Annotated in this window: 21 protein-coding genes; 8 read left to right on the plus strand and 13 right to left on the minus strand. The window is 69.7% G+C overall.

Annotated elements, in window-relative coordinates:
- Position 1 precedes the first annotated feature (1 nt).
- Positions 2-667, plus strand: coding sequence for a hypothetical protein (locus AB0M51_RS26435; protein ID WP_344200133.1), 666 nt, complete (start codon positions 2-4; stop codon positions 665-667).
- On the opposite strand, the gene AB0M51_RS26440 is transcribed toward AB0M51_RS26435, so the two are convergent.
- A complete protein-coding gene (locus AB0M51_RS26440) occupies positions 656-1,396 on the minus strand; it encodes a TetR/AcrR family transcriptional regulator (protein ID WP_344200136.1) in 741 nt (246 codons plus the stop codon). The two genes, AB0M51_RS26435 and AB0M51_RS26440, sit on opposite strands and share 12 nt — an antisense overlap.
- 91 nt (positions 1,397-1,487) lie before the next feature.
- Between AB0M51_RS26440 and AB0M51_RS26445 the strand changes: the two genes are divergently transcribed.
- Positions 1,488-3,170: a carboxylesterase/lipase family protein gene (locus AB0M51_RS26445; protein ID WP_344200139.1), complete on the plus strand. Its 1,683-nt coding sequence runs from the start codon at positions 1,488-1,490 to the stop codon at positions 3,168-3,170.
- Positions 3,171-3,180: 10 nt separating this feature from the next.
- Here the strand turns inward: AB0M51_RS26445 and AB0M51_RS26450 are convergent, their stop codons facing one another.
- Positions 3,181-4,047 (minus strand): LysR family transcriptional regulator, encoded by an 867-nt coding sequence (locus AB0M51_RS26450; RefSeq protein WP_344200141.1) that lies wholly within the window; start codon positions 4,045-4,047, stop codon positions 3,181-3,183.
- Between the two features lie 42 nt (positions 4,048-4,089).
- On the opposite strand from AB0M51_RS26450, the gene AB0M51_RS26455 reads away from it, so the two are divergent.
- On the plus strand, positions 4,090-4,959 hold the full coding sequence (locus AB0M51_RS26455; RefSeq protein ID WP_363750937.1) for a nitrilase-related carbon-nitrogen hydrolase: 870 nt from the start codon (positions 4,090-4,092) through the stop codon (positions 4,957-4,959).
- A gap of 104 nt (positions 4,960-5,063) precedes the next feature.
- Here the strand turns inward: AB0M51_RS26455 and ispF are convergent, their stop codons facing one another.
- From ispF to AB0M51_RS26470, 3 genes are read right to left on the minus strand one after another with little or no spacing between them, the layout of a single operon-like run.
- The gene (gene ispF, locus AB0M51_RS26460) at positions 5,064-5,534 is read right to left on the minus strand and encodes a 2-C-methyl-D-erythritol 2,4-cyclodiphosphate synthase (protein WP_344200147.1); all 471 of its coding nucleotides are present in this window, start codon (positions 5,532-5,534) and stop codon (positions 5,064-5,066) included.
- Positions 5,531-6,229 (minus strand): 2-C-methyl-D-erythritol 4-phosphate cytidylyltransferase, encoded by a 699-nt coding sequence (gene ispD, locus AB0M51_RS26465; protein ID WP_344200150.1) that lies wholly within the window; start codon positions 6,227-6,229, stop codon positions 5,531-5,533. Before ispD ends, ispF begins: the two co-directional genes overlap by 4 nt.
- A gap of 12 nt (positions 6,230-6,241) precedes the next feature.
- Positions 6,242-6,727, minus strand: coding sequence for a CarD family transcriptional regulator (locus tag AB0M51_RS26470; protein WP_130446326.1), 486 nt, complete (start codon positions 6,725-6,727; stop codon positions 6,242-6,244).
- Between the two features lie 297 nt (positions 6,728-7,024).
- Here AB0M51_RS26470 and AB0M51_RS26475 point away from each other — a divergent pair, with 297 nt between their 5' ends.
- Complete coding sequence (locus AB0M51_RS26475; RefSeq protein WP_344200153.1) at positions 7,025-7,720, plus strand: hypothetical protein; 696 nt, start codon at positions 7,025-7,027, stop codon at positions 7,718-7,720.
- Positions 7,721-7,819: 99 nt separating this feature from the next.
- On the opposite strand, the gene AB0M51_RS26480 is transcribed toward AB0M51_RS26475, so the two are convergent.
- From AB0M51_RS26480 to AB0M51_RS26490, 3 genes are all read right to left on the minus strand, one after another.
- Positions 7,820-8,851 carry an iron-siderophore ABC transporter substrate-binding protein gene (locus tag AB0M51_RS26480; RefSeq protein WP_344200155.1) on the minus strand — a complete coding sequence of 344 codons (1,032 nt, stop codon included), beginning with the start codon at positions 8,849-8,851 and terminating at the stop codon, positions 7,820-7,822.
- 80 nt (positions 8,852-8,931) lie between these two features.
- Positions 8,932-9,609 (minus strand): response regulator transcription factor, encoded by a 678-nt coding sequence (locus AB0M51_RS26485; RefSeq protein WP_141858161.1) that lies wholly within the window; start codon positions 9,607-9,609, stop codon positions 8,932-8,934.
- The gene (locus tag AB0M51_RS26490) at positions 9,606-10,823 is read right to left on the minus strand and encodes an ATP-binding protein (protein ID WP_344200158.1); all 1,218 of its coding nucleotides are present in this window, start codon (positions 10,821-10,823) and stop codon (positions 9,606-9,608) included. The genes AB0M51_RS26485 and AB0M51_RS26490 overlap by 4 nt, the downstream gene beginning before the upstream one ends.
- 196 nt (positions 10,824-11,019) lie before the next feature.
- Here AB0M51_RS26490 and phoU point away from each other — a divergent pair, with 196 nt between their 5' ends.
- A complete protein-coding gene (gene phoU / locus AB0M51_RS26495) occupies positions 11,020-11,730 on the plus strand; it encodes a phosphate signaling complex protein PhoU (RefSeq protein ID WP_344200161.1) in 711 nt (236 codons plus the stop codon).
- A gap of 60 nt (positions 11,731-11,790) precedes the next feature.
- Here phoU and AB0M51_RS26500 read toward each other — a convergent pair whose 3' ends face one another.
- From AB0M51_RS26500 to AB0M51_RS26520, 5 genes are all read right to left on the minus strand, one after another.
- The gene (locus AB0M51_RS26500) at positions 11,791-13,800 is read right to left on the minus strand and encodes a hypothetical protein (RefSeq protein WP_344200164.1); all 2,010 of its coding nucleotides are present in this window, start codon (positions 13,798-13,800) and stop codon (positions 11,791-11,793) included.
- A gap of 521 nt (positions 13,801-14,321) precedes the next feature.
- A complete protein-coding gene (locus tag AB0M51_RS26505) occupies positions 14,322-15,068 on the minus strand; it encodes a phosphoglyceromutase (RefSeq protein ID WP_344200167.1) in 747 nt (248 codons plus the stop codon).
- A 9-nt stretch (positions 15,069-15,077) separates the two neighbouring features.
- Complete coding sequence (locus AB0M51_RS26510) at positions 15,078-15,566, minus strand: YbjN domain-containing protein (protein WP_344200169.1); 489 nt, start codon at positions 15,564-15,566, stop codon at positions 15,078-15,080.
- A complete protein-coding gene (mshA, locus tag AB0M51_RS26515; protein ID WP_344200723.1) occupies positions 15,563-16,813 on the minus strand; it encodes a D-inositol-3-phosphate glycosyltransferase in 1,251 nt (416 codons plus the stop codon). The genes AB0M51_RS26510 and mshA overlap by 4 nt, the downstream gene beginning before the upstream one ends.
- Before the next feature lie 43 nt (positions 16,814-16,856).
- The gene (locus tag AB0M51_RS26520) at positions 16,857-17,711 is read right to left on the minus strand and encodes a helix-turn-helix transcriptional regulator (protein ID WP_344200172.1); all 855 of its coding nucleotides are present in this window, start codon (positions 17,709-17,711) and stop codon (positions 16,857-16,859) included.
- A gap of 103 nt (positions 17,712-17,814) precedes the next feature.
- Here AB0M51_RS26520 and AB0M51_RS26525 point away from each other — a divergent pair, with 103 nt between their 5' ends.
- The 3 genes from AB0M51_RS26525 (at position 17,815) to AB0M51_RS26535 (ending at position 20,372) form a co-directional block, all read left to right on the plus strand.
- The gene (locus tag AB0M51_RS26525; RefSeq protein ID WP_344200175.1) at positions 17,815-18,558 is read left to right on the plus strand and encodes an SDR family oxidoreductase; all 744 of its coding nucleotides are present in this window, start codon (positions 17,815-17,817) and stop codon (positions 18,556-18,558) included.
- Positions 18,559-18,636: 78 nt separating this feature from the next.
- Positions 18,637-19,632 (plus strand): hypothetical protein, encoded by a 996-nt coding sequence (locus tag AB0M51_RS26530; protein WP_344200178.1) that lies wholly within the window; start codon positions 18,637-18,639, stop codon positions 19,630-19,632.
- Positions 19,629-20,372, plus strand: a complete 744-nt coding sequence (locus AB0M51_RS26535; RefSeq protein ID WP_344200181.1) for an SDR family NAD(P)-dependent oxidoreductase — start codon at positions 19,629-19,631, stop codon at positions 20,370-20,372. Before AB0M51_RS26530 ends, AB0M51_RS26535 begins: the two co-directional genes overlap by 4 nt.
- Positions 20,373-20,467: the final 95 nt, after the last annotated feature.

Here is a 20,467-nt window from a genome sequence, read left to right on the forward strand (position 1 = left end):
GATGAGTGTCGGGTGGGAGTTCTACGGCGGGACCGCGCTGATCCTGCTGATCGTCATCGTGGCCGGACGACGGCTCCGCCGTCCGGGCTCGCCGAAGGGACCCACCTGGCGCAACATCGCGATCGGCGCGGTGCTGTTCGTCCTGGCCGGCGGCCTGTACACGCTGCCGCCGCACAACGTCGTCATCGCGGTGCTGGTGATGGTGCTCGGCTGCGGGTTCTTCGTGATCGGCATCGCGACCCTCGGCGGCGGGTACTACGGATACCTCGGTGCGGTGGCGGCCGGGCTGGCGGCCGTCCCGTGGATGATGACGCCCGCCCCGCTGGTGATGTCGCACGTCGGCCGGACCGTGACCTGCAAGGTCCGCGACTACGACGGCACCGGCGTCCAGTCGTTCACCGCGGACTGCCCGGACGGCCACAGCCACGACATGTCCAGCGGCGACTACAAACACTTCCCGAACGGCCAGGTGCGGTTGATCGTCGACCCGAACAACGTACTGCCCGCGCAGTTCGACGGTCCGCTGCACGTCACCACCAAGGTCGTCTCGAGCATCCTGATGCTGCTCGGAGCCGCGGGCATCGTCGTGGCCGCGGCGATCAAGAACCGCCGGCTGCGCGGCAACGTGCCGCACGTCGCCAACCCCGGCTACAGCTCAGGACCGTGACGACCGCTTCTGGGTGATGAGTACGTCGATGCCGTCGAGGATCCGTTCGAGGCCGAAGGCGATGTCGTCGTCGTGGACCTCGTCGGTGTACTGGTCGCCGGCCATCAGGGCGGCCAGGATCGAGTAGCCGAGCTCGTGCAGCCGCGGCTCCAGGAACTGTGCGACCGCTGCCGGGTCGACGGAGGTGGTGGCGTTGTCCCGCACATCGCGCCGGGCGCTGGCGGTCCGCCGCGCGTAACCGTCCAGCAGCAATGCGCACGACAGGCCTTCGTCGGGGGTCAGCCCGGCGCCGGTCAGCACTCTCAGGACCGCCTCGGCCCAGCCGAGCAGGTTCGGGGTCATCGGCGCGCCGCGGATCGGGAGGTCGCACAACCAGGGGTGGATGTCGCAGCGATCGACCATCGCCCGGGTCCAGGCCGCCGCGCCGGCCCGCCAGTCCCCCGCGTCGAGGTCCGGCGCCGGACCCCAGGCGGCGTCGGCAAGCAGGACGAGCAACTCGTCGCGGGACCTGACGTACCGGTAGATCGCGTTGGCGGTCAGCCCCAGCTTCTGGGCGAGCTTGGGCATCGACAGCGCGGCGAACCCGTCGGCGTCGGCCAGGTCGAGGGCCGCGTCGACGATCTGCTCCACACTCTGCGTCGGCTTCCTGCCGAGTCTGTGCGACTTGGCCGGCTGCCCCCAGGCCAGCACCAGTCCCGGCGGCAGGTGCGCATCGTCGGTGATCGGCATCAGGACGCTCCTCGGTTTGACTTCGTGTGTACCTTACACTTTATATTCGTGTGACCCACACACGAACTCAGTCGACGAAGGCGAGCAGGCAATGCGACAGCACGATCACCACGACGGACAGAATCGCCGGCGACCGCGGGCCGGCCGGTTCGGAGGGCTGCTGCTCGCGGCGATCCTCGCGAGCTCGGTGGCAGCGTGCGGCGGCGTCGCGGAATCCGCGACCCGCGGTACACCGGAAACTCCCGCGCGCACGCCGGCAGCTCCCGCGCCGACCGTGGTCTCGACGGACGCGGGCGCCGTCCGCGGCACGCTCACCTCGGACGCCCGGCTCTTCCAGGGAATCCCGTACGCCGCTCCGCCGGTCGGACAGCTCCGCTGGGCATCGCCGCAGCGGGCCGCGTCGTGGCGCGGGATCCGGGATGCGACCAAGCCCGGGAACCGCTGTGCCCAGTCCGCGGGCTTGATCGACAAGGCGAGCACCACCGAGGACTGCCTCTACCTCAACGTCACCACGCCGCGGGACAGCAGCGCTCGCAAGCTGCCGGTCATGGTGTGGATCCACGGCAACGGCTTCATCAACGGAGCCGGCAGCCTGTACGGCGCACAGCAGCTGGCGGACAGCGGCCAGGTCGTCGTGGTCAGCCCCAACTACCGCCTGGGTATCTTCGGCTTCCTCGCACACCCGGCACTGGACCGCGGCCGGGCGCGGCAGCTCTCGGGCAACTTCGGCCTCGAGGACCAGCAGGCGGCGCTGCAATGGGTCCAGCGCAACGCGGCGGCGTTCGGGGGCGACCCGGGCAATGTCACGATCTTCGGCGAGTCCGCCGGCGGCACCAGCGTCTGCTCGCAGCTGGTCGCGCCGGGGTCGGCAGGGCTGTTCCAGAAGGCGATCCTGCAGAGCGGCGAGTGCACCGGGCGGAAGTGGTCACCGGGACCGCCGACCTGGTTCCCGCTGCCGCGGTCCGAGCGTGAGCAGCACGGCCTCGAGGTCGCGACCAAGCTCGGCTGCGCCAACCCGCGGGCCGCTGCGCCCTGCCTGCGGTCAAAGTCCACGGAAGAGCTCGCCAAGTGGTCCGACGACGGAGTCGGGTCAGGACCGACCGTCGGCGGCGGCATGCTGCCCATCAGCCCGGACCGCGCCTTCGCCACCGGCGACTTCAACAAGGTCCCGATCATCCAGGGCACCACGCGGGACGAGCACCACCTGTTCACCGCGGCGATCGAAGCGGCAACCGGCGAAGTGACGACCCCCGCCTCCTACCGCGAGCAGATCGGCGCGCTCTTCACCCCCTCGGACGCCGCCCGGGTCCTGGCCCGCTATCCGGTCGACAAGTTCCGGTCCGCCGGCGAAGCACTGTCCACCGTCGTCACCGACTGGGCATGGGGCTGCCCGGTCCTGTCCCGAGACCGCGCACTCGCCGCGCACACACCGCTCTACGCGTACGAGTTCGCCGACGACACTGCGCCGTGGTTCAGCACCCTCCCGAAGCCCAACTTCCCGACCGGCGCGTTCCACGGCGCCGAGCTGCAGTACCTCTTCCACGACGAGCAGCTCCCGGGCCCGAGCACCCCGGCACAGAAGCAACTCGCCGCGACGATGATCAGCTACTGGACGCAGTTCGCACACACCGGAAACCCGAACAGCGCGGGTCAGCCACAGTGGCAGCCGTTCCAGAACAACGGGCACGTCCAGTCACTCGGCTCGTCGAGCATCACCTCCGCCGACCTGGCCAAGGAACACCAGTGCGCCTTCTGGGGCTCAGTGGGCTCCTGAGCCGATCGCCTCAGGTCGTGCGGGCGATCTCGGCGGCGGCTTCGACGAAGCGTTCGGTGAGTGGGGTCCGGGTCGCCCAGGCGGCGCCGGTCCACCAGGTGGCCGCGCGGCCCGGGAGCGGTACCAGGCGGACCTCGGGCGGCGCGATCCGCTCGGCGGTCTGCGGTACGACGGCCGGCCCCGCTCCCGCGGCCGTCAACGCCAGCACGGTCTGCAGGTCGCCGGCCTCCTGAAGTATTTGCGGATGGCAACCAAGTTCGGCGTACAGCGTGTTGATCTGGGCGGTCAGCCCCGGTCCACGTCCGGGCGTCAGGCGGACGAGCGGGCGGGCATCGATCCAGCCGGCCAGATCACGGGGCAGGGTCTGGCCGGCCGGTACGGCGAGGGTGAGCCGGTCGCGGCGCAGCCGGAGATGCTCGAGGCCCGCGGGCACCGGCAGCCGGACGAAGCCGATCTGCAGGCTGCCGGCCAGTAGCCGCTCGCACTGCGTCGCCGAGGACATGTCCTCGAGCGAGATCGTCACCCCGGGCCACCGGCTCCGGAACAACGCGACCGCCCGCGGCGCCAGTTCGATCCCCGACAGCCCGAACCCGATCGCCAACGATCCCTCGGCCCCGGACGCGACCTGCGCGGCCCTGCGCTCGAAGGCCTCCGCCCGGTCCAGCAACTCCAGAGCGTCAGCGAGCAACAACTCCCCCGCGGGAGTCAGCCGCGCGCCGTGCCGCCCACGGACGAACAGCACCGACCCGACCCGGCGCTCCAGCACCTGGATCTGTTTCGTCAACGCCGGCTGGCTGGTCGACAGCTCGGCGGCCGCCGACCCGAAGTTCCGCAGGCGGGCAACCGTGACGAACGCCCGGAGCAGCCGCAGATCCATAACTTCAGGATATGGAATCCGTGCAAACAGTGATTGGACGTCATGGATGCGTCGGCGTTTCGATGGCTGTATGACGACCTTCCGCGCAGCCGTTGTCCAGTTCGAGCCGACCCCGGACCAGCCCGCCGCCACGACCTGGCCGAGTCCGCCGACGGGCCGTCGGTCCGCCGGATCGTTGCCCTGGCCAAGGAACTCGACGCCGGGATCGGCTTCGGGTTTCTCCAGGAGGACGACGGTGTGTTGTTCAACGCGTACGCCGTGTGCCTGCCGGACGGGCAGGTGCACGTCCATCGGAAGCTGCACGCGTTCGAGCACGAAGCGATCGCGAGCGGGTCGACGTACACGGTCTTCGACACACCGTGGGGGTTCCGGGCCGGGGTGCTGATCTGCTGGGACAACAACCTGGTCGAGAACGTCCGGATCACGGCGTTGCTCGGCGCAACGGTCCTGCTCGCGCCGCACCAGACCGGCGGGACGAACTCCCGCAGCCCGCACGGCATGAAGCCTCTCCCGCTGTCGTTGTGGGAGAACCGGGTCAGCGACCCCGAGGCCCTCGAGGAGGCCTTCAACGGACCGAGTGGCCGCGGCTGGCTGATGCGCTGGCTGCCGGCCCGTGCCCACGACAACGGCTTGTTCGTTCTGTTCAGCAACGGGGTCGGCCGCGACGACGACGAACTCCGCACCGGCAACAGCATGATCCTCGACCCGTACGGCCGGATCGTCGCCGAGACGCCCGTCCCCGCCGAGTCGGTCGTCACCGCCGACCTGGACCTGGACCTCGTCCCGCTGTCGACCGGCCGCCGCTGGCTCCGCGGCCGCCGCCCGGACCTGTACACCCCACTGACCGAGCGAATCGGCAACGAACTGGACCCCCGAGCCGCCCGCTTCTCCCCCGACCCCGTCCAACTTTGAGAACCCACCAACCATGATTTCGCCCCAGGAATGATCGGTGGCTTCTCAAAGTTGGCCCGGGACCGGGGGTGCCGCGGGGTCGCGGGTGGGGTGGGTGGGGTGGGTCAGTAGATGAGGGCGGTGGCGAGGGCGGTGATGCCTTCGCCGCGGCCGGGGAAGCCCAGGCCGTCGGTGGTTGCGGCGCTGACCGATACCTCGGCGTCACAGGCGGCCGAGAGCACCTTCTCGGCCTCTTCGCGGCGGGCACCGATCCGCGGTCGGTTGCAGACGATCTGGACCGTGACGTTACCGATCTCGAACCCGGCGGCGCGCACCCGCCGGGCGGCCTCCGCGACCAGCGCCACCCCGGCAGCACCCGCCCACTCCGGCTCGGCGGTCCCGAAGTTCGACCCCAGGTCGCCCAGCTTCGCCGCGGTGAGCAACGCCGTACAGATCGCGTGCGCCGCCGCGTCGCCGTCGGAGTGTCCCGCCAGACCGGCAGGCTCGTCCGGCCAGTGCAGGCCGGCCAACCACAGCGGGCGACCGTCCTCGAGCGGATGTACGTCGACACCGTTGCCGACCCGCGGGATCCTCACGGCAACCGCCTCTCCGCGAGCAGCGCCTCCGCCAGCAGCAGGTCCTGCGGTCGGGTCACCTTGAACGCATCGGGCGACCCTTCGACCGTCCGCACGGTGATCCCCATCCGCTCGCACATCATCGCGTCGTCGGTCACCCCGGCGTCGGCCCCCGCCGCATGCGCCCGCCGCAGGACGTCCGGCGCGAACCCCTGCGGCGTCTGGACGGCGACCAGCGTCGACCGGTCGGGCGTGTCGACGACCTCGCCACCGGGCCCGACCACCTTGATCGTGTCGGTCACCGGCACCACGGGTACGACGGCCCCGGCCCCGGCCCGCACGGCCGCGACCACCCGCTCGATCACGTCCGCCGGAACGAACGCCCGGGCCGCGTCGTGCACCAGGATGCAGTCGATCCCGTCGACCGGCAGTACGTCGAGCGCCGCCCGCACCGAATCGGCCCGCTCGGCACCGCCGGCCACCACGATCAACCGCGCGTCACCGACGTACGGCGCCAGCTCCTTGCCGACCGTCTCCTCGGAGCCGGGCGGCACCGCGACCACGAAACAGACGAGGTCGGCGGCGGACGCTGCCTTCAGGCCACGCACCGCGTGGACCAGCAGCGAATCGCCACCGACCTCTCGAAATGCCTTCGGTGTCTCACCACCGAGCCGCAGGCCCAACCCGGCCGCGGGAATCACGACCGCGCTGCTCATGCGACTCTTGCGTTAGGAAGCGAGGACCTCGTCGAGGATGGCCTCGGCCTTGTCCTCGTTGGTGTGCTCGGCCAGCGCCAGCTCGGAGACGAGGATCTGGCGAGCCTTCGCCAGCATCCGCTTCTCACCGGCCGACAGACCGCGGTCACGCTCGCGGCGCCACAGGTCGCGGACGACCTCTGCCACCTTCAGCACGTCACCGGAGTGCAGCTTCTCCAGGTTCGCCTTGTAACGACGCGACCAGTTGGTCGGCTCCTCCGTGTGCGGTGCACGGAGCACGTCGAAGACGCGCTCCAGGCCGGCCTGATCCACGACGTCACGCACGCCGACGAGATCGAGATTGCACGCGGGGACCCGGACGACCAGGTCGTTCTGAGCGACGATCCTCAAGACCAGATAGGTCTTGTCCTCACCTTTGATCTGACGGGTCTCGATGTCCTCGATGACGGCCGCTCCGTGATTGGGGTAAACAACCGTCTCGCCGACTGTGAAAGTCATGTGTGAAGTGCCCCTTTCCGAGATCTATCCTACCACGTGACCCGTGGTCCGGTCGGGGCGTTTGCGCTGGTCAGGGCCCACTTCCTGCCTTGACAAACGGTCTCCGGAATGCTTCGTGCGCGCGTGGGCCGTTGCCTCGGACATCGGTGATCGGCATCCCGGCGTCCGGCCCGCGACGACCGAGGGCTACGCTTTGGGGCGCCGGAGGCCGCTGCCTGGCGGTGTTCGCAACAGGTCCGGAGTAGTCCGCAGTTGTCCGCACACAGTGCTGAATCAGCTTGCACGAGAGGGATTCCAGTGCCGATCACGTTGTCCTCGCGGTTCGCCCGGCGCGCCGCGCTGGCGGGTGCCGCAGTCACCCTCAGTCTCGCGCTCGGGGCGTGCAGCGCGAGCTTCGACGCGCCGACCCTGCAGCCGTACCAGGCCGCCGAGGGTACGAACGTCGAGAGCGGTCCGATCAAGGTCCGCAACCTGCTGGTGCTGGCCGACACGGCCGGCAAGGGCGAGCTGCACGGCGTCATCGTGAACGACGGCACCGAGGCCGACACCCTGGTCGGGTTCGCGCAGGCCCCCTCCGGCACGCAGGACGGCCAGGACGGCAGCTGGCAGGCCGGCCAGGTGACCTTCAGCGGGATCAAGGGCCCGGTCGAGCTGGCGCCGGACTCGGCGCTCCTGCTGGCCGGCACGACCGCCGCCGAGGCCCAGGCCACCGGTACGGCGACGCCCGCGACCCCAGGTCCGACGGCGACGCCCGCCACCCCCGGTCCGACGGCGACCCCGGCGACCCCGTCGGCTCCTGCCGCCACCGACACCCCGTCGGCATCGACGCCGGGTGCCGAGGACAACGGCCCCTCGGTCGTCGTCACCGGCGCGAAGCCGGGCCAGATGGTCAACGTGACGATCACCTTCGGCACCGCGGCACCGATCTCGACGTACGTCCCGGTGCTCACCGACGACCACTACTCGCCGACCCCGCCGCCGGCGGCGCAGTAGACACCCGGCAACCGACACAGAACGGGCCGCCCCGGCGCGGGACGGCCCGTTCTGCTGCGGCAGACGAGCCGGTGGCCGCGGCTCGCCGTACCCCGTCTGTCAGTTCTTGCCTGCTGAGGCAGCCTTGGACAGGCCCGGGACGACCTTGTCGAGCACCCAGGGGACGCTCAGCACGCTGACGGCGCTCATCCCGGAGATGATCTGCTGGTCCTGCAGCGGGTACGCGCCGCCACTCTTGACCGCCTTCAGTGACGAGTAGACCGGGTCGGCCAGGAACTTCTGCGTCCCGATCCCGTCGACGTAGGCGATCAGCACGTCGGCGTCCACGTCCGCGACCTTCTCCTTGCTGACCGTCAGCGAGAACTCCTTCTTGGAGTTGGTCTTCTCCAGCGCCTCGACGCCGGGCGCGTTCTTGAAGCCCATCTCGTTCAGGATCTGCACCCGCGGGTCGCCGGGCATGTAGATGTAGTTCTCGGCGCCGAACGAGCCGACGGTGACAGTCTTGCCCTTGAACTCCGGATGCGCGGCGGCGACCTGCTTGATCTTGTCCTGGATGCCGGTGATCAGCTTCTCCGCGTCGGCCTTCTTGCCGAGCGCCTCGCCGATCAGCAGCGTCTGGTCCTGCCAGGTGGTCTGCCACGGCGCTCCCGGGTACGCGACGGTCGGCGCGATGTCGCTCAACGTCTTGTACGTCGCCGCATCGAACCCCTCGTACGGCGCCAGGATGACGTCCGGCCGCAGCGCCGCGATCTTCTCGAACGGGTACTTGTCGCCGGTGTCCAGCAGCGTCGTCTTCGACTTGTCGAACTTGCCGGCGTCCCACGCGGTGACGCCGTCGGGGGTCTGCCCGTAGATGATCTTCGGCATCCCTACCGGGGTCTCGCCGAGCGCGTAGACCACGTCCTGGGCGTTCCAGCCGAGCGTGACGATCCGCTCCGGCTTCTTCGTGATGGTCGTCTCGCCGAACGTGTTCTTGAGCGTGACCGGGAACCCTGAGGACGACGTACCGTCCGATCCGACCGCCTGCTTGTCGTCGCCGCTGCCGCACGCGGCCAGCGAGGTCGTGGCGAGCAGCACGGTGGTGACCATGCCTGCTACACCTCGGGCGACCTTGGTACGGGACCAGGACATGAGTGACTCTCCTTAGCTTGCCTCAACTAAGGAGAGCCTAAGCTAACCCCGCCGGTCGTTGCGACCCGCAGCGGTGTGACTCAGGACTCGAACTTGTACCCGAGGCCACGCACGGTGACCAGGTGCTGCGGGTTCGACGGGTCCTTCTCGAGCTTGGAACGCAGCCGCTTCACGTGCACGTCCAGGGTCTTGGTGTCGCCCACGTAGTCGGCACCCCAGATCCGGTCGATCAGCTGGCCGCGGGTCAGCACCCGCCCGGTGTTCCGGAGCAGCATCTCGAGCAGCTCGAACTCCTTCAGCGGGAGCCGGATCTCGGTACCGCCGACGGTCACCACGTGCCGCTCGACGTCCATCCGCACCGGCCCCGCCTCGAGGGTGTCCGGGAGCAGCTCGACGTCCTGGCCACGACGCAGTACAGCGCGCACCCGGGCGAGCAGCTCACGCGGGCTGTACGGCTTGGTCACGTAGTCGTCCGCGCCCAGCTCGAGCCCGACGACCTTGTCGACCTCGGTGTCCTTGGCGCTCACGATGATCACCGGGACATTGCCCCGGCTGCGCAGCGCCCGGCAGACCTCGGTGCCGGACAGCCCCGGCAGCATCAGGTCGAGCAGGACGATGTCCGCACCGGCGCGGTCGTACTCGTCCAGCGCGTCCGGTCCGGTCTCCGCGACGGCGACCTCGAACCCTTCCTTGCGCAGCACGTACGACAGCGCGTCGCTGTAGCTCTCTTCGTCTTCGACGACCAGCACTCGGGTCACGAAGCTGTCTCCTTTGCGATCTGAACCGGCGGGGTGGGCGCCGGGTTTAGGGCCGCTTCCTCCTGGCCGGGGGAGGCGGTCTGGCCCGGTGCGGGTTCGAACCGCAACGGGAGTCTCACGGTGAAGGTGGAGCCCTGGCCCTCGACACTCCAGACGCGTACGTCGCCGCCGTGGATGGAGGCGATGTGCTTCACGATCGACAGGCCGAGACCGGTGCCGCCGGTCTCCCGGCTGCGGGCCCGGTCGACCCGGTAGAAGCGCTCGAAGATCCGCTCCAGGTCGCTGCTCGGGATCCCGACGCCCTGGTCGGACACCGTCACCTCGACCAGGTCCCCGATCGGGTGCGCGGCGACCGCGACCCGGGTGCCGTCCGGGCTGTAGTTGATGGCGTTCTCGACCAGGTTGCCGATCGCCATCGCCAGCTGGTCCGCGCTGCCCAGCACCTCGAGCTCGGGCTCGGTCTTCACCACGATCTTGATGTCCCGGTCGTCGGCGTCGATCCGGCAGCGGTCCACCGCGGTCTCGATCACGCCGTTGATGTCCACCGGTCCGGGGTTCTCCAGCGGGTCGTCGCCCTGCAGCCGGGACAGCTCGATGATCTCCTTGACCAGCCGGCTGAGCCGGGACGCCTCGACCCGCATCCGGTCCGAGAACCGCTGCACCGCCTCCGGGTCGTCGGACGCCTCGGAGACCGCGTCGGCGAGCAGGATCAGCGCGCCGACCGGGGTCTTCAGCTCGTGGCTGACGTTCACGGTGAAGTCCCGCCGGATCGCCTCCAGGCGGCGCTCCCGGGTCCGGTCCTCGACCAGCACCAGGACCAGCTGGCTGCCCAGCGGCGCCACCCGGGCGCTGACGTACTGCGTGGCGCCGAGGCGGCCGCGGACGATCTCCAGGTCCTGCTGGCGGATCTCCCCGTCCCGGCGGACCTGGCGGACCATCGTCAGGATGTCGTCGACGACCAGCCGCTCACCGCGGACGATGCCGAGCACGTGCGCCGGGGCACTGGCCTGCAGCACCTGGTCCTCCGGGCCCATCACGACGGCCGAGGACCGCAGTACCGACAGCACCGTCGCGACGCCGGCCGGGACCATCGGCTCCGGGGACTCCGGGATCTTGCGCTGGGACCGCTCCGACAGCATCATCGCTCCGAGCGAAAGCAGGGCCAGGGCCGCGCCGATGACGCCGCCCAGCACCGCAGCCAGCGTGGGGTCCACGGCAACGATGCTACGCGGGCGACCAGCAGGGAAAGACCGAATGAGCACCGGATGACCGGGACGCGTCTCAACTGTTCATCAGGCGTTCACCACTCGTCGCCGTCCGGCAACCTCGACGGCATACGGTCACCGATGGGCGGGTACCTTGCTGAGGCCCGCCCGCGGCACCGGACACCACAGATCGGATTCGAACACCATGCGTGACAGTTACCACGAGCAGCTCGACGACATCCTCGCCGAGCTCGAGCGGATGACGAGGACGGTGTCCACCGCCGTACGCCGCTCCACGGCCGCGCTGCTGGAGGCCGACATCCGCAAGGCCGAGGAGGTCATCGCCGCCGACATCCAGCTCGATGCCGCCGGCGAGGGTGTGGAGGAGAAGGTCTTCGAGCTGATGGCGCGGCAGTCGCCGGTCGCCAACGAGCTCCGGATGCTGGTCGCCGCGCTCCGGATGGTCGCCGACCTCGAGCGGATGGGCGACCTGGCCGCGCACGTGTCGAAGATCGCCCGGATGCGCTACCCGGCGCCCGCGATCCCGACCGAGCTGCACGAGGTGATCGAGTCGATGGGCTCGGTGGCCGGCAAGATGGTCGACGCCGCCGGCGACGTGATCGCGACCCGTGACGTCGAGGCGGCCGGCAAGCTCGAGGCCACCGACGACGAGATGGACAAGCTGCGCTCCAACCAGTTCCGGCTGATGATGGACGCGGACTGGCCGCACGGCGTCGAGGTCGCCGTCGACATGGCGCTGCTCAGCCGGTACTACGAGCGCATCTCCGACCACGCGGTCGCGATGGCCCGCCGGGTCGTGTACCTGGTCACCGGCGAGCTCCCGGTCGCCGTCGGCGGCACCGCGGCCGGCTCCGGCGCGGGCGCTTCGGCGCCGAACCCGCACGGCAACGACTGACCTTCTTCTGACTTCTGAGGCAGGCGCCCCCGGCTCGTTGCCGGGGGCGCCTGTTTCTGTTCAGCGGGCGATGGCGATGTCCGCCTGGAACGGGCTGCTCGCGGTCAGCGACCAGGCCGACCGGTTCTCGAAGCCGGGGTTGTGGATGTCGAGGTTGACGCCCTCGAGGTGGTCGAAGTTGACGACCATGCCCGGGCTGGTGACCGCCTGCCTGGTGCAGATCCCGAACTGGATCGCCACCGACTGCTTGCCCTTCACCAAGTCCGTCACGTCGATGCCGCCCTGGTGGTCGGATCCGTTCATGTAGAACCACGGCCAGTAGTCACCGGCGTCCCGGCTCCAGATCAGCTGGCCGTCGATCCACAGCTGCTTGAAGATCTCGCCGAACCGCGCCTGCTCCGGATCCGCGTGCCAGAACGACAGCTCGTACCGCGGCTGCCCCGGCTTCACCCGGACCTGCTGGGTGGCGGAAGCACAGGTGTTCGCCGGGATCGGACCGGTCGGCACGGTGAACGCGAGCCGGCCGTTGCCGTACATCGCCCGGTTGTCCGGTCCGATCTTCACGGAGTTCCCGCGCGGCCCTCGGACCGGTACGTACGGCTGGCCCTGGTACCGGGCGTACGCGGCGCCGATCGCGTTGAAGATCCGGGCCGGGCGGTCGATCGAGTAGATGTCGACGTACGGCTGCATGGTCGGGTAGTTGCGGGTCAGTTCCCAGTCCCGGTTCTGCTCGAAGCCGCCGTTGCGAACGACGACGCCGCGGCCGGTGACGTCGTCGACGCTCCAGTCCAGCGGCCACCAGCCGACGCCCCGCTGGTCGAACAGCCGGAACGTCACCTTGGCGGACGTCTTGCCCTGCAGCGCCGCGGTCAGGTCGACCGTCGTGGTGAGCCAGGTCTCCTTCGGATCCTCCTCGACATCGGCCTGCCAGACCACCTGGTCGTCGACGAGCACCTGCTTGAACTGGTATCCGCGGAGGCCGCCGACGTCGGGATCCCTGTGCTTGAAGGTGATCGAGCGCGGCCCGTTGCCAGAGACAACCATCTGCTGCGAGGCGGCGGCGTAGCTCCCGTCGACGGTCGAGGTGAAGTTCCCGACGCTGAGACTGAGCCGGCCGTTCCCGCTGTGGCCCCAGAAATCCCAGCTCGGCTGCTGCAGATCGATCCGCACCGGGGCGCCGTACGCGATGACACCGTCGAGCCGGCCGTCCTTCAGGTACGGCGTGGCGCGGCGCAGCACGTCCGCGACGTACCGCTCGTCCGGGTGGATCATGCCGTCGAGGAAGCGGCCCGTGTAGACGAGCAGCACCAGGCTGAGGCCGGCGGGCCGCAGGACGTCGAGGGACGAGTCCAGCCGGGGTTCCAGCCAGGTGGGATCGATCGAGTTGTTGATGTAGCCCGTGTACGGGAAGATCACGCCGTCCAGGTTGCCCTTGATCTTGTCGGCCGTGGCCGGGGTGATGTCCCAGGAGTAGAGCGTGACGTACCACTTGAGGTGCGGGTTGACCGCATTCATCGCGGCGCGGACCTGACCGAGGTAGTCCTTCGTGAACAGCGTGCTGTTGGAGCCGACCAGGAAGTCGTCGATGCCCCAGGACTTGATGTTCGGGTAGGTCAGCGAGAGCTTGGCGAGCTCGGTCGCCCAGCGGATGTAGTCGGTGTTGAAGGGTCGCGAGCAGCGCCCGTCGAGAGACCGCACGGAGTTGAGGAAGCACTCCGACGGCGGCACGAGGTACACCATCACGTCGATCCCCGCTCGAGCCGCGGCCGGCGCGAACTCCAGCCGCAGGTCGTCCCAGTCGGTCGCCTTGTCCCAGATGCCGAACGTGTACATCGTCGCGTGCATCTGCTGCAGCCGGCGGATCGTCGCCGGGGTATCGATATGCCGGAACCCGTCGGCCCGCGGCGCGGCCTCCCGGATCTTGGCCTCGACAGTGTTGCCGCCCTCCATGGCGGACAGGAACGGCTTCGGCTGCGCCACCCCTTCACCTGGCGGCCCGGCGGCGGCCCGGGGCACGGCGGCCGGCATCAACAACAACGCAACCAACAGAATCCAGACACGACGAATCATCCCGTCCTCCAGAGCGGTGGAATACGGCTATTTCCGGTATTCTGAAACTATCTCCCGTAAATAAGAGATTAAGCCCGGTTGTACCGCTCGGCAAGGCCTCGTCGCCGTATGTGCGGTTGATTCCCCGGGACGACCTGCCCAGGAGTGGCGGTTCTTCGGAAGAAAATTTGCACATACTGCCGGAAACCTTCCGCAAAGGCGCGGCCTGCCGCGACGGGGCGGCGCTCACCTCGGGTTGCCCATGGGCGATCCCGTCGTGTACCTGGGCCGGCAGGCCGGACCCCTCGCGACAGGTTGCTCCGGCAGGCGACTTCCCCACGCCATCACCGAGCCCGGCGCCAGCGCCCCTGCCCGACAACCACCTCCCGCGCGCCCGGCGAAGCCGGCAACAGGCAGCCACGCCGCAGGCGTGACCTTTCAAATCCACCACCGCATCCCGCGCCGGCGCGTCAGCGCCACGCACCCGGGGAACAGAACAGCCGCGCCGAAGGTGGGGACCTTGGCGCGGCTGGAGGAGTGGGTCAGCGGCCCTGGTTTTTGACTGCTTCGATGGCTTCCTTGGCGGCGGTGGGGTCGAGGTACTCGCCGCCGGGGGTGACCGGCTTGAAGTTGTCGTCGAGTTCGTAGTACAGCGGGATGCCGGTCGGGATGTTCAGGCCGACGACGGTCTGCTCGTCGAGGTTGTCGAGGTGCTTCACCAGCGCGCGGAGGCTGTTACCGTGGGCGGTCACCAGGACGGTCTTGCCGTCGCGCAGGTCCGGCACGATCGCGTCGTACCAGTACGGGAGCATCCGCTCGACGACGTCCTTGAGGCACTCGGTCGCGGGCAGGATCTCCGGCGGGAGCCCGGCGTACCGGGGGTCGCCGGCCTGGTCGTACTCGGAGCCGCGCTCGATGGCCGGCGGCGGGGTGTCGTAGGAGCGGCGGAACAGCATGAACTGCTCCTCGCCGAGCTCCTCCAGGGTCTGCTTCTTGTCCTTGCCCTGCAGGCCGCCGTAGTGCCGCTCGTTCAGCCGCCAGGAGCGCCGTACGTCGATCCACTGGCGGTCGGCGACCTCGAGGGCGATGTTCGCGGTCCGGATCGCGCGGCGCAGCACCGAGGTGTGCAGTACGTCGGGCAGCAGGTCACGGTCGCGGAGCAGCTCGCCGCCGCGCTGTGCCTCCTCCACGCCCTGGGCGTTCAGGTCGACGTCGACCCAGCCGGTGAACAGGTTCTTGGCGTTCCACTCGCTGTTGCCGTGGCGGAGCAGGATCAGGCGATAGGTCATACCCGAAGACTACCGAGGCTCCAGCCAGCCCTTGAAAGCGTCCAGGTTCCGGGTCGACTCGCCCCGCGACACCCGCCATTCGTACTCGCGCCGGATCGAGGTCGCGAACCCGAGCTCGAGGATCGTGTTGAACGACGAGTCGGCGTACTCCAGCACCGCCCCGAGCAGCCGGTCGACCTCACTGGGTGTGATCGCGTGCAACGGGACCCGCCCGTCCAGGTGGATGTCCCCGAGGTGATCGACGGCGAAGGCGACGCCGTACATCTTCAGGTTCCGCTCGAGCAGCCACCGGTAGACGGCCGCGTGGTTCTCGTCCGGATGCCGCGCGACGAACGCGTGGACGTGGACCGCCTGCGGCCCGACCGACAGCATCACGGTCGTCTTGAGCTTGCGCTCCCCCGGCAGATCCGCCGCGAAGACTCCCGGCTCGTCCTCGGTGAACTCCAGCTCGTTCTCGGTCAGCACCTGGCGGATGACGTCCGCCGCAGAAACTCTCACCCGGCTACCTCCGCGGCGATGTCCGCCGCCATTGTGTCCGCTGCGGTCCGGTACGCCGCCAGCGTCTTGCGCGCGGTCAGCTCCCACCCAAACCCCTGGGCGTGCGAGACCGCAGCGCGGCCCATGCTCTCGCGAACGGCCGGATCCGTCGCGATCCGCGCCAGCGCGTCGGCGAAGTCGTCCACCCCGTGCCCGTGCACGAGGTAGCCGGTCCGCCCGTCGAGGACCGCCGTACTCAGGCCGCCGACAGCCGCCGCGACCACCGGCGTACCGCACGCCTGGGCCTCCAACGCGACCAGCCCGAAGGACTCCGAGTACGACGGGACGCACACGACCGAGGCAGCCCGGTACCAGGTGGCCAGCCGCGCCCGCTCCATCGGCTTCACGAACCGGGTCACGTCGCCGATCCCCAGCGCCCGCGCCAGCTCGGCGTGCGACTCGGGGTGCTCCATCCCGTTCCCGGACGGGCCGCCGATGATCGCCACGACCAGACGCGAACGCAGCTCCGGGTCCCGCTCGAGCATCCGCGCCGCGGCCCGGATCAACAGGTCGGGCGCCTTCAGCGGCTGGATGCGACCGACGAAGGCGAGTACGACGGCGTCCTCCGGCAGCCCGGCCTCGCGCCGGGCCGAAGCCTGATCCCCCGGGCTGAACAGCTCCAGGTCCACGCCCGGGTTCACCACCCCGACCTTCGCCGGCTGCGCGCCGTACAACGAGATCAGCTCGGCCGCCTCGTCGGAGGTGTTCGCGAGCAGCCGGTCCGCGGACTCGACGACCTGTTCCTCGCCGATCAGCCGCGCCGGCGGCTCCGGTACGTCGTCCTCGGCCAGGCTGGCGTTCTTCACCTTGGCCATCGTGTGCATGGTGTGAACCAGTGGGACCGCCCAACGATCGCGGGCGAGCAGGCCGACCTGGCCGGACAGCCAGTAGTGCGAGTGGATCACGTCGTACCAGCCGGGCTCGTGGATCGCCTCGGCGCGCAGCACGGCGCGGGCGAACGTGCACAGCTGGGCGGGCAGCTCGTTCTTCGTCAGGCCCTCGTACGGGCCGGCGGCAACGTTGCGGACCGTGACGCCGGGCAGCAGTTCGACCCGGGCGGGCAGCGCCGACGCGGTCGCCCGGGTGAAGACGTCGATCTCGATCCCGAGCCCGGCCAGCTGTTTCGACAGCTCCACGACGTACACGTTCATCCCGCCGGCGTCCCCGGTTCCGGGCTGGTCGAGCGGCGAGGTGTGCAGGCTGATCATCGCGACCCGCCGGATCGGACGGTCGGGGGATACGGTCACCTGGTCAGGGTATCTCCGGGGCCACCCGCCGCGGATCGCGCTCCGGTGCCGTCCAACTGGCGAGCAACCGCAGCGCCTGCTCGGACGGCGAGCCGGGCTCCACGGTGTAGGTGACCAGCAGTTGGTCCGGATCCCCCGGCAGCTGGAGCGTCTCGTAGGACACCGCGATCTCGCCGACCACCGGGTGCTGCAGCAGCTTGGCGCCGAACGTCTTGTCCTTCACGTCGTGCCGCGCCCAGTACTCGCGGAACTCCGGGCTGTGGATCGACAGCTCCCCGACCAGCTCGGCCAGCTCCGGGTCGTCCGGGTGCCGGCCGGCGTACAGACGCAGGTAGTCGACGGCCTCCGCGGCGACCTCCTCCCAGTCGGGGTAGAAGTCGCGCAGCGCGGGGTCGAGGAAGACCATCCGCGGCACGTTCCGGCGCTTGTCGTCGAACCCGTTCAGCGCGCCGGCCAGCTCGTTCCACGCCAGCACGTCCATCCGGTAGCCGAGCACGAACGCCGGTACGTCGGTCATCGAGTCGAGCAGCCGTTGGACGCCTGGGCGGACCCGCTGCGTGGTACGGCGGCGCTTCCGGCGCACCGGTTTCGCCAGCACGGCCAGGTGTTTCCGCTCGTCGCCGGTCAGCTTCAGCACATCGGCGACCGCGTCCAGGATCTCCTGGGAGACGTTGTCCGTGCGGCCCTGCTCGAGGCGTACGTAGTAGTCCGCGCTGACGCCGGCCGCCTGTGCGAGCTCCTCGCGGCGCAGGCCCGGCACCCGGCGGCGCCCGCTGTACACCTTGATGCCGAGCTCCTCCGGCCGCACGCGGGCCCGCCGGGACTTGAGGAACTCGCTCAGCTCCGCACGTCGATCCATGTCCTCCAGTATCCAGACCGCCCGGACCCGCAACCTGGTCCTGCCAGAACCAGGCTCGACAGACACCTGGGTAAGCCGCGACGACCGCCCCAGGATCGATGCCATGACCAACCTGAGCATTCGCAACGCAGTAGTCACCGGAGCCGCCAGCGGTATCGGCGCCGCGATCGCCACCCAACTGGCCGCGGCCGGCGCCTCGGTCGCGCTGGTCGCCCGGCGGCAGGACCGCCTCGACGACCTGGCCGGCAAGCTCGGTGACCGGACCTTCGGCGTCGGGATCGACGTCACCCAGCAGGAATCCGTGGAAAACGGTGTTAGGAAAATTCACGAACGCCTGGAAAACGTTGACCTGGTGGTGAACGCGGCCGGCGTGATGCTGGCCGCTCCGATCGCCGACGGCCGGCTCGACGACTGGACCCGGATGATCGACACCAACGTCACCGGCGTACTCCGGCTCATCCACGCCTTCGCCCCGGACCTGATCAAGGCCGCCGGCGACGGCCGTACGGCGGACCTGGTGAACATCTCGTCGATCGGCGCGCACGCGATCTTCCCCGGGTACGCCGTCTACGGCGCCACGAAGGCGGCCCTCACCCAGCTGTCGGCGGCCCTCCGCGCGGACCTCTCGCCGTACGACGTCCGGGTCACGAACGTCGAACCGGGCCTCACCGACACCGAACTCGCCACCCACCTGGACGCTCCCGGGCAGGACCTGATCGCGTCGATGAACGAGCAGATCGGCCCGCTGCACGCCGACGACATCGCCGACGTGGTCACGTTCGCGGTCAGCCGCCGCCGCGAACTGAACCTCCGCCAGATTATCGCGTTGCCGACCCGCCAGGCGTGACGGAGGTGGGGTTATCACCACCCCCACTGACGCTCTCGCCCCACTGTGGTCCGGGCCGTTCGCCGAAAGCATTGAGGCATGCGTACAGCCCTTGAAGAAGTCAAGTCGTGGCATCGTCCGTTGCTGCTGATGGTGCTCGCCATGGCCGGTCTGGTCCTGACGTCCGGGGTCGGTCTCGCAGTCGACCACCGGGAGATCCTCAACGAGTCGGTGTGGCTCAAGCCGTTCAAGTTCGGCATCTCGTTCGTCCTGTACGGCGCGACGCTGGCGTGGCTGCTTTCCAAGCTGCGCAAGGCGAAACGCTTCGGCTGGTGGACCGGCACCGTATTCGCGATCACCGGAGTGGTCGACGTCGGGTTCATCGCCGTACAGGCCGCTCGCGGTACCTTCAGCCACTTCAACGCGAACCTCGACACCTTCAACCAGGTCGGGCAGCAGGTGTTCATGTCCGGCGTACTCGGGCTGTTCGGCGCGAGCCTGGTGGTGGCGATCATGCTGCTGTTCCAGCGGGTCGGCGACGCGCCGCTGAACCGGGCCATCCGGGTCGGTCTGGGGCTGGCTGTCGCGGGAATGGCGCTCGCGTTCTACCTGGTCGGGGCGAACGGGCAGCACACCGAGGTCAAGGACGCGTACGGTCACCCGGTGACGCTCGCCGGCAGCCACGGGATCGGCGTCGAGGCCGGCGGTCCGGGGATGCCGCTGACGCACTGGAGCACGGTCGGCGGCGACCTGCGGATCCCGCACTTCGTCGGCCTGCACGCGATCCACTTCCTGCTGATCGTCCTGCTCGCACTGCACTTCCTCGGCCGGCGGGCGACCTGGCTGCGGCCGGAGCGGGTACGGGCGCGGCTCGTCGGCGTCGCGGCCTTCGCGTACACCGGCGTGATGGTGACCGTCGCGGTGCAGGCGTTCCGCGGACAGTCGCTGATCCACCCCGACGTACAGACGCTGGGCCTGTTCGGCGGATTCCTGGCGGTGAGCCTGGTCGCGCTGGCCGGCGTCGTCGCGGCGGCCCGGCGGCCGGTGAGACTGCCCGTCGAGCCGGTCCGGGACTTTGAGAAGCTTGGGGTATGACGACTCGACCTCTTGCCGTGGTGACCGGTGCTAGCAGTGGGATCGGGGCCGCGTCGGCGCGACACCTCGCCCGCGAGGGTTTCGAGGTGATCTGCGCCGCGCGGCGGCTGGACCGGATCGAGGCGCTGGCCAAGGAGATCGACGGCCGCGCGGTGCAGTGCGACGTCACGTCCGCGGCGGACGTCGCCACGCTGACCGAGGCCGTCGGCGACGAGCTGCAGGTACTGGTGAACAACGCCGGCGGCGCGTTCGGGCTCGAGCCGGTGGCCGAGGCGGACCTGGACGCCTGGCGGCGGATGTACGAGGTGAACGTGATCGCCGTCGCCGCGGTCACCAAGTCGTTGCTCCCGGCCCTCATCGCCGGGCGCGGCACGATCATCGTGATGGGTTCGACGGCCGGCCAGGTCGCGTACGAGGGCGGCGGCGGGTACGTCGCCGCCAAGCACGGCGCGAAGGCGGTCGTCGACACGCTCCGCCTGGAGCTGTACGACCAGCCGGTCCGGGTCACCGAGATCGCCCCCGGCATGGTGCAGAGCGAGGGCTTCGCGCTGACCCGCTTCCAGGGTGACCAGGCCAAGGCCGACGCGGTGTACGCCGGGGTCCGCGAGCCGCTGACCTCCGACGACGTCGCCGACATCGTCGCCTGGATCGCCACCCGCCCCGCACACGTGAACATCGACCGCATCACGGTCCGCCCCCGCGCCCAGGCCGCCCAGCACAAGGTCCACCGCGAACAGTAACCCGGCAGGTTATCCCCTGGTGTTGCCCGTCCGCGTGAGCGGGGTCACCGTGGGTCTGCTTGCAATTGCAAGCGCCTTGCTAGCACACTGGGGGT

The organism is Kribbella sp. NPDC051137, assembly GCF_040682535.1.
GTDB lineage: Bacteria > Actinomycetota > Actinomycetes > Propionibacteriales > Kribbellaceae > Kribbella > Kribbella karoonensis.

Bases quoted from the DNA above. Each gene is read 5' to 3' on its own strand.
- AB0M51_RS26535 (WP_344200181.1), top strand. From the start codon at position 19,629: ATGACGACTCGACCTCTTGCCGTGGTGACCGGTGCTAGCAGTGGGATC.
- AB0M51_RS26470 (WP_130446326.1), bottom strand. From the start codon at position 6,727: ATGACTTTCACAGTCGGCGAGACGGTTGTTTACCCCAATCACGGAGCG.
- ispD (WP_344200150.1), bottom strand. From the start codon at position 6,229: ATGAGCAGCGCGGTCGTGATTCCCGCGGCCGGGTTGGGCCTGCGGCTC.
- AB0M51_RS26435 (WP_344200133.1), top strand. From the start codon at position 2: ATGAGTGTCGGGTGGGAGTTCTACGGCGGGACCGCGCTGATCCTGCTG.
- AB0M51_RS26530 (WP_344200178.1), top strand. From the start codon at position 18,637: ATGCGTACAGCCCTTGAAGAAGTCAAGTCGTGGCATCGTCCGTTGCTG.
- AB0M51_RS26445 (WP_344200139.1), top strand. From the start codon at position 1,488: ATGCGACAGCACGATCACCACGACGGACAGAATCGCCGGCGACCGCGG.
- AB0M51_RS26525 (WP_344200175.1), top strand. From the start codon at position 17,815: ATGACCAACCTGAGCATTCGCAACGCAGTAGTCACCGGAGCCGCCAGC.
- AB0M51_RS26520 (WP_344200172.1), bottom strand. From the start codon at position 17,711: ATGGATCGACGTGCGGAGCTGAGCGAGTTCCTCAAGTCCCGGCGGGCC.
- AB0M51_RS26505 (WP_344200167.1), bottom strand. From the start codon at position 15,068: ATGACCTATCGCCTGATCCTGCTCCGCCACGGCAACAGCGAGTGGAAC.
- AB0M51_RS26500 (WP_344200164.1), bottom strand. From the start codon at position 13,800: ATGATTCGTCGTGTCTGGATTCTGTTGGTTGCGTTGTTGTTGATGCCG.
- AB0M51_RS26440 (WP_344200136.1), bottom strand. From the start codon at position 1,396: ATGCCGATCACCGACGATGCGCACCTGCCGCCGGGACTGGTGCTGGCC.
- mshA (WP_344200723.1), bottom strand. From the start codon at position 16,813: ATGATCAGCCTGCACACCTCGCCGCTCGACCAGCCCGGAACCGGGGAC.
- phoU (WP_344200161.1), top strand. From the start codon at position 11,020: ATGCGTGACAGTTACCACGAGCAGCTCGACGACATCCTCGCCGAGCTC.
- AB0M51_RS26480 (WP_344200155.1), bottom strand. From the start codon at position 8,851: ATGTCCTGGTCCCGTACCAAGGTCGCCCGAGGTGTAGCAGGCATGGTC.
- AB0M51_RS26455 (WP_363750937.1), top strand. From the start codon at position 4,090: ATGGATGCGTCGGCGTTTCGATGGCTGTATGACGACCTTCCGCGCAGC.
- AB0M51_RS26450 (WP_344200141.1), bottom strand. From the start codon at position 4,047: ATGGATCTGCGGCTGCTCCGGGCGTTCGTCACGGTTGCCCGCCTGCGG.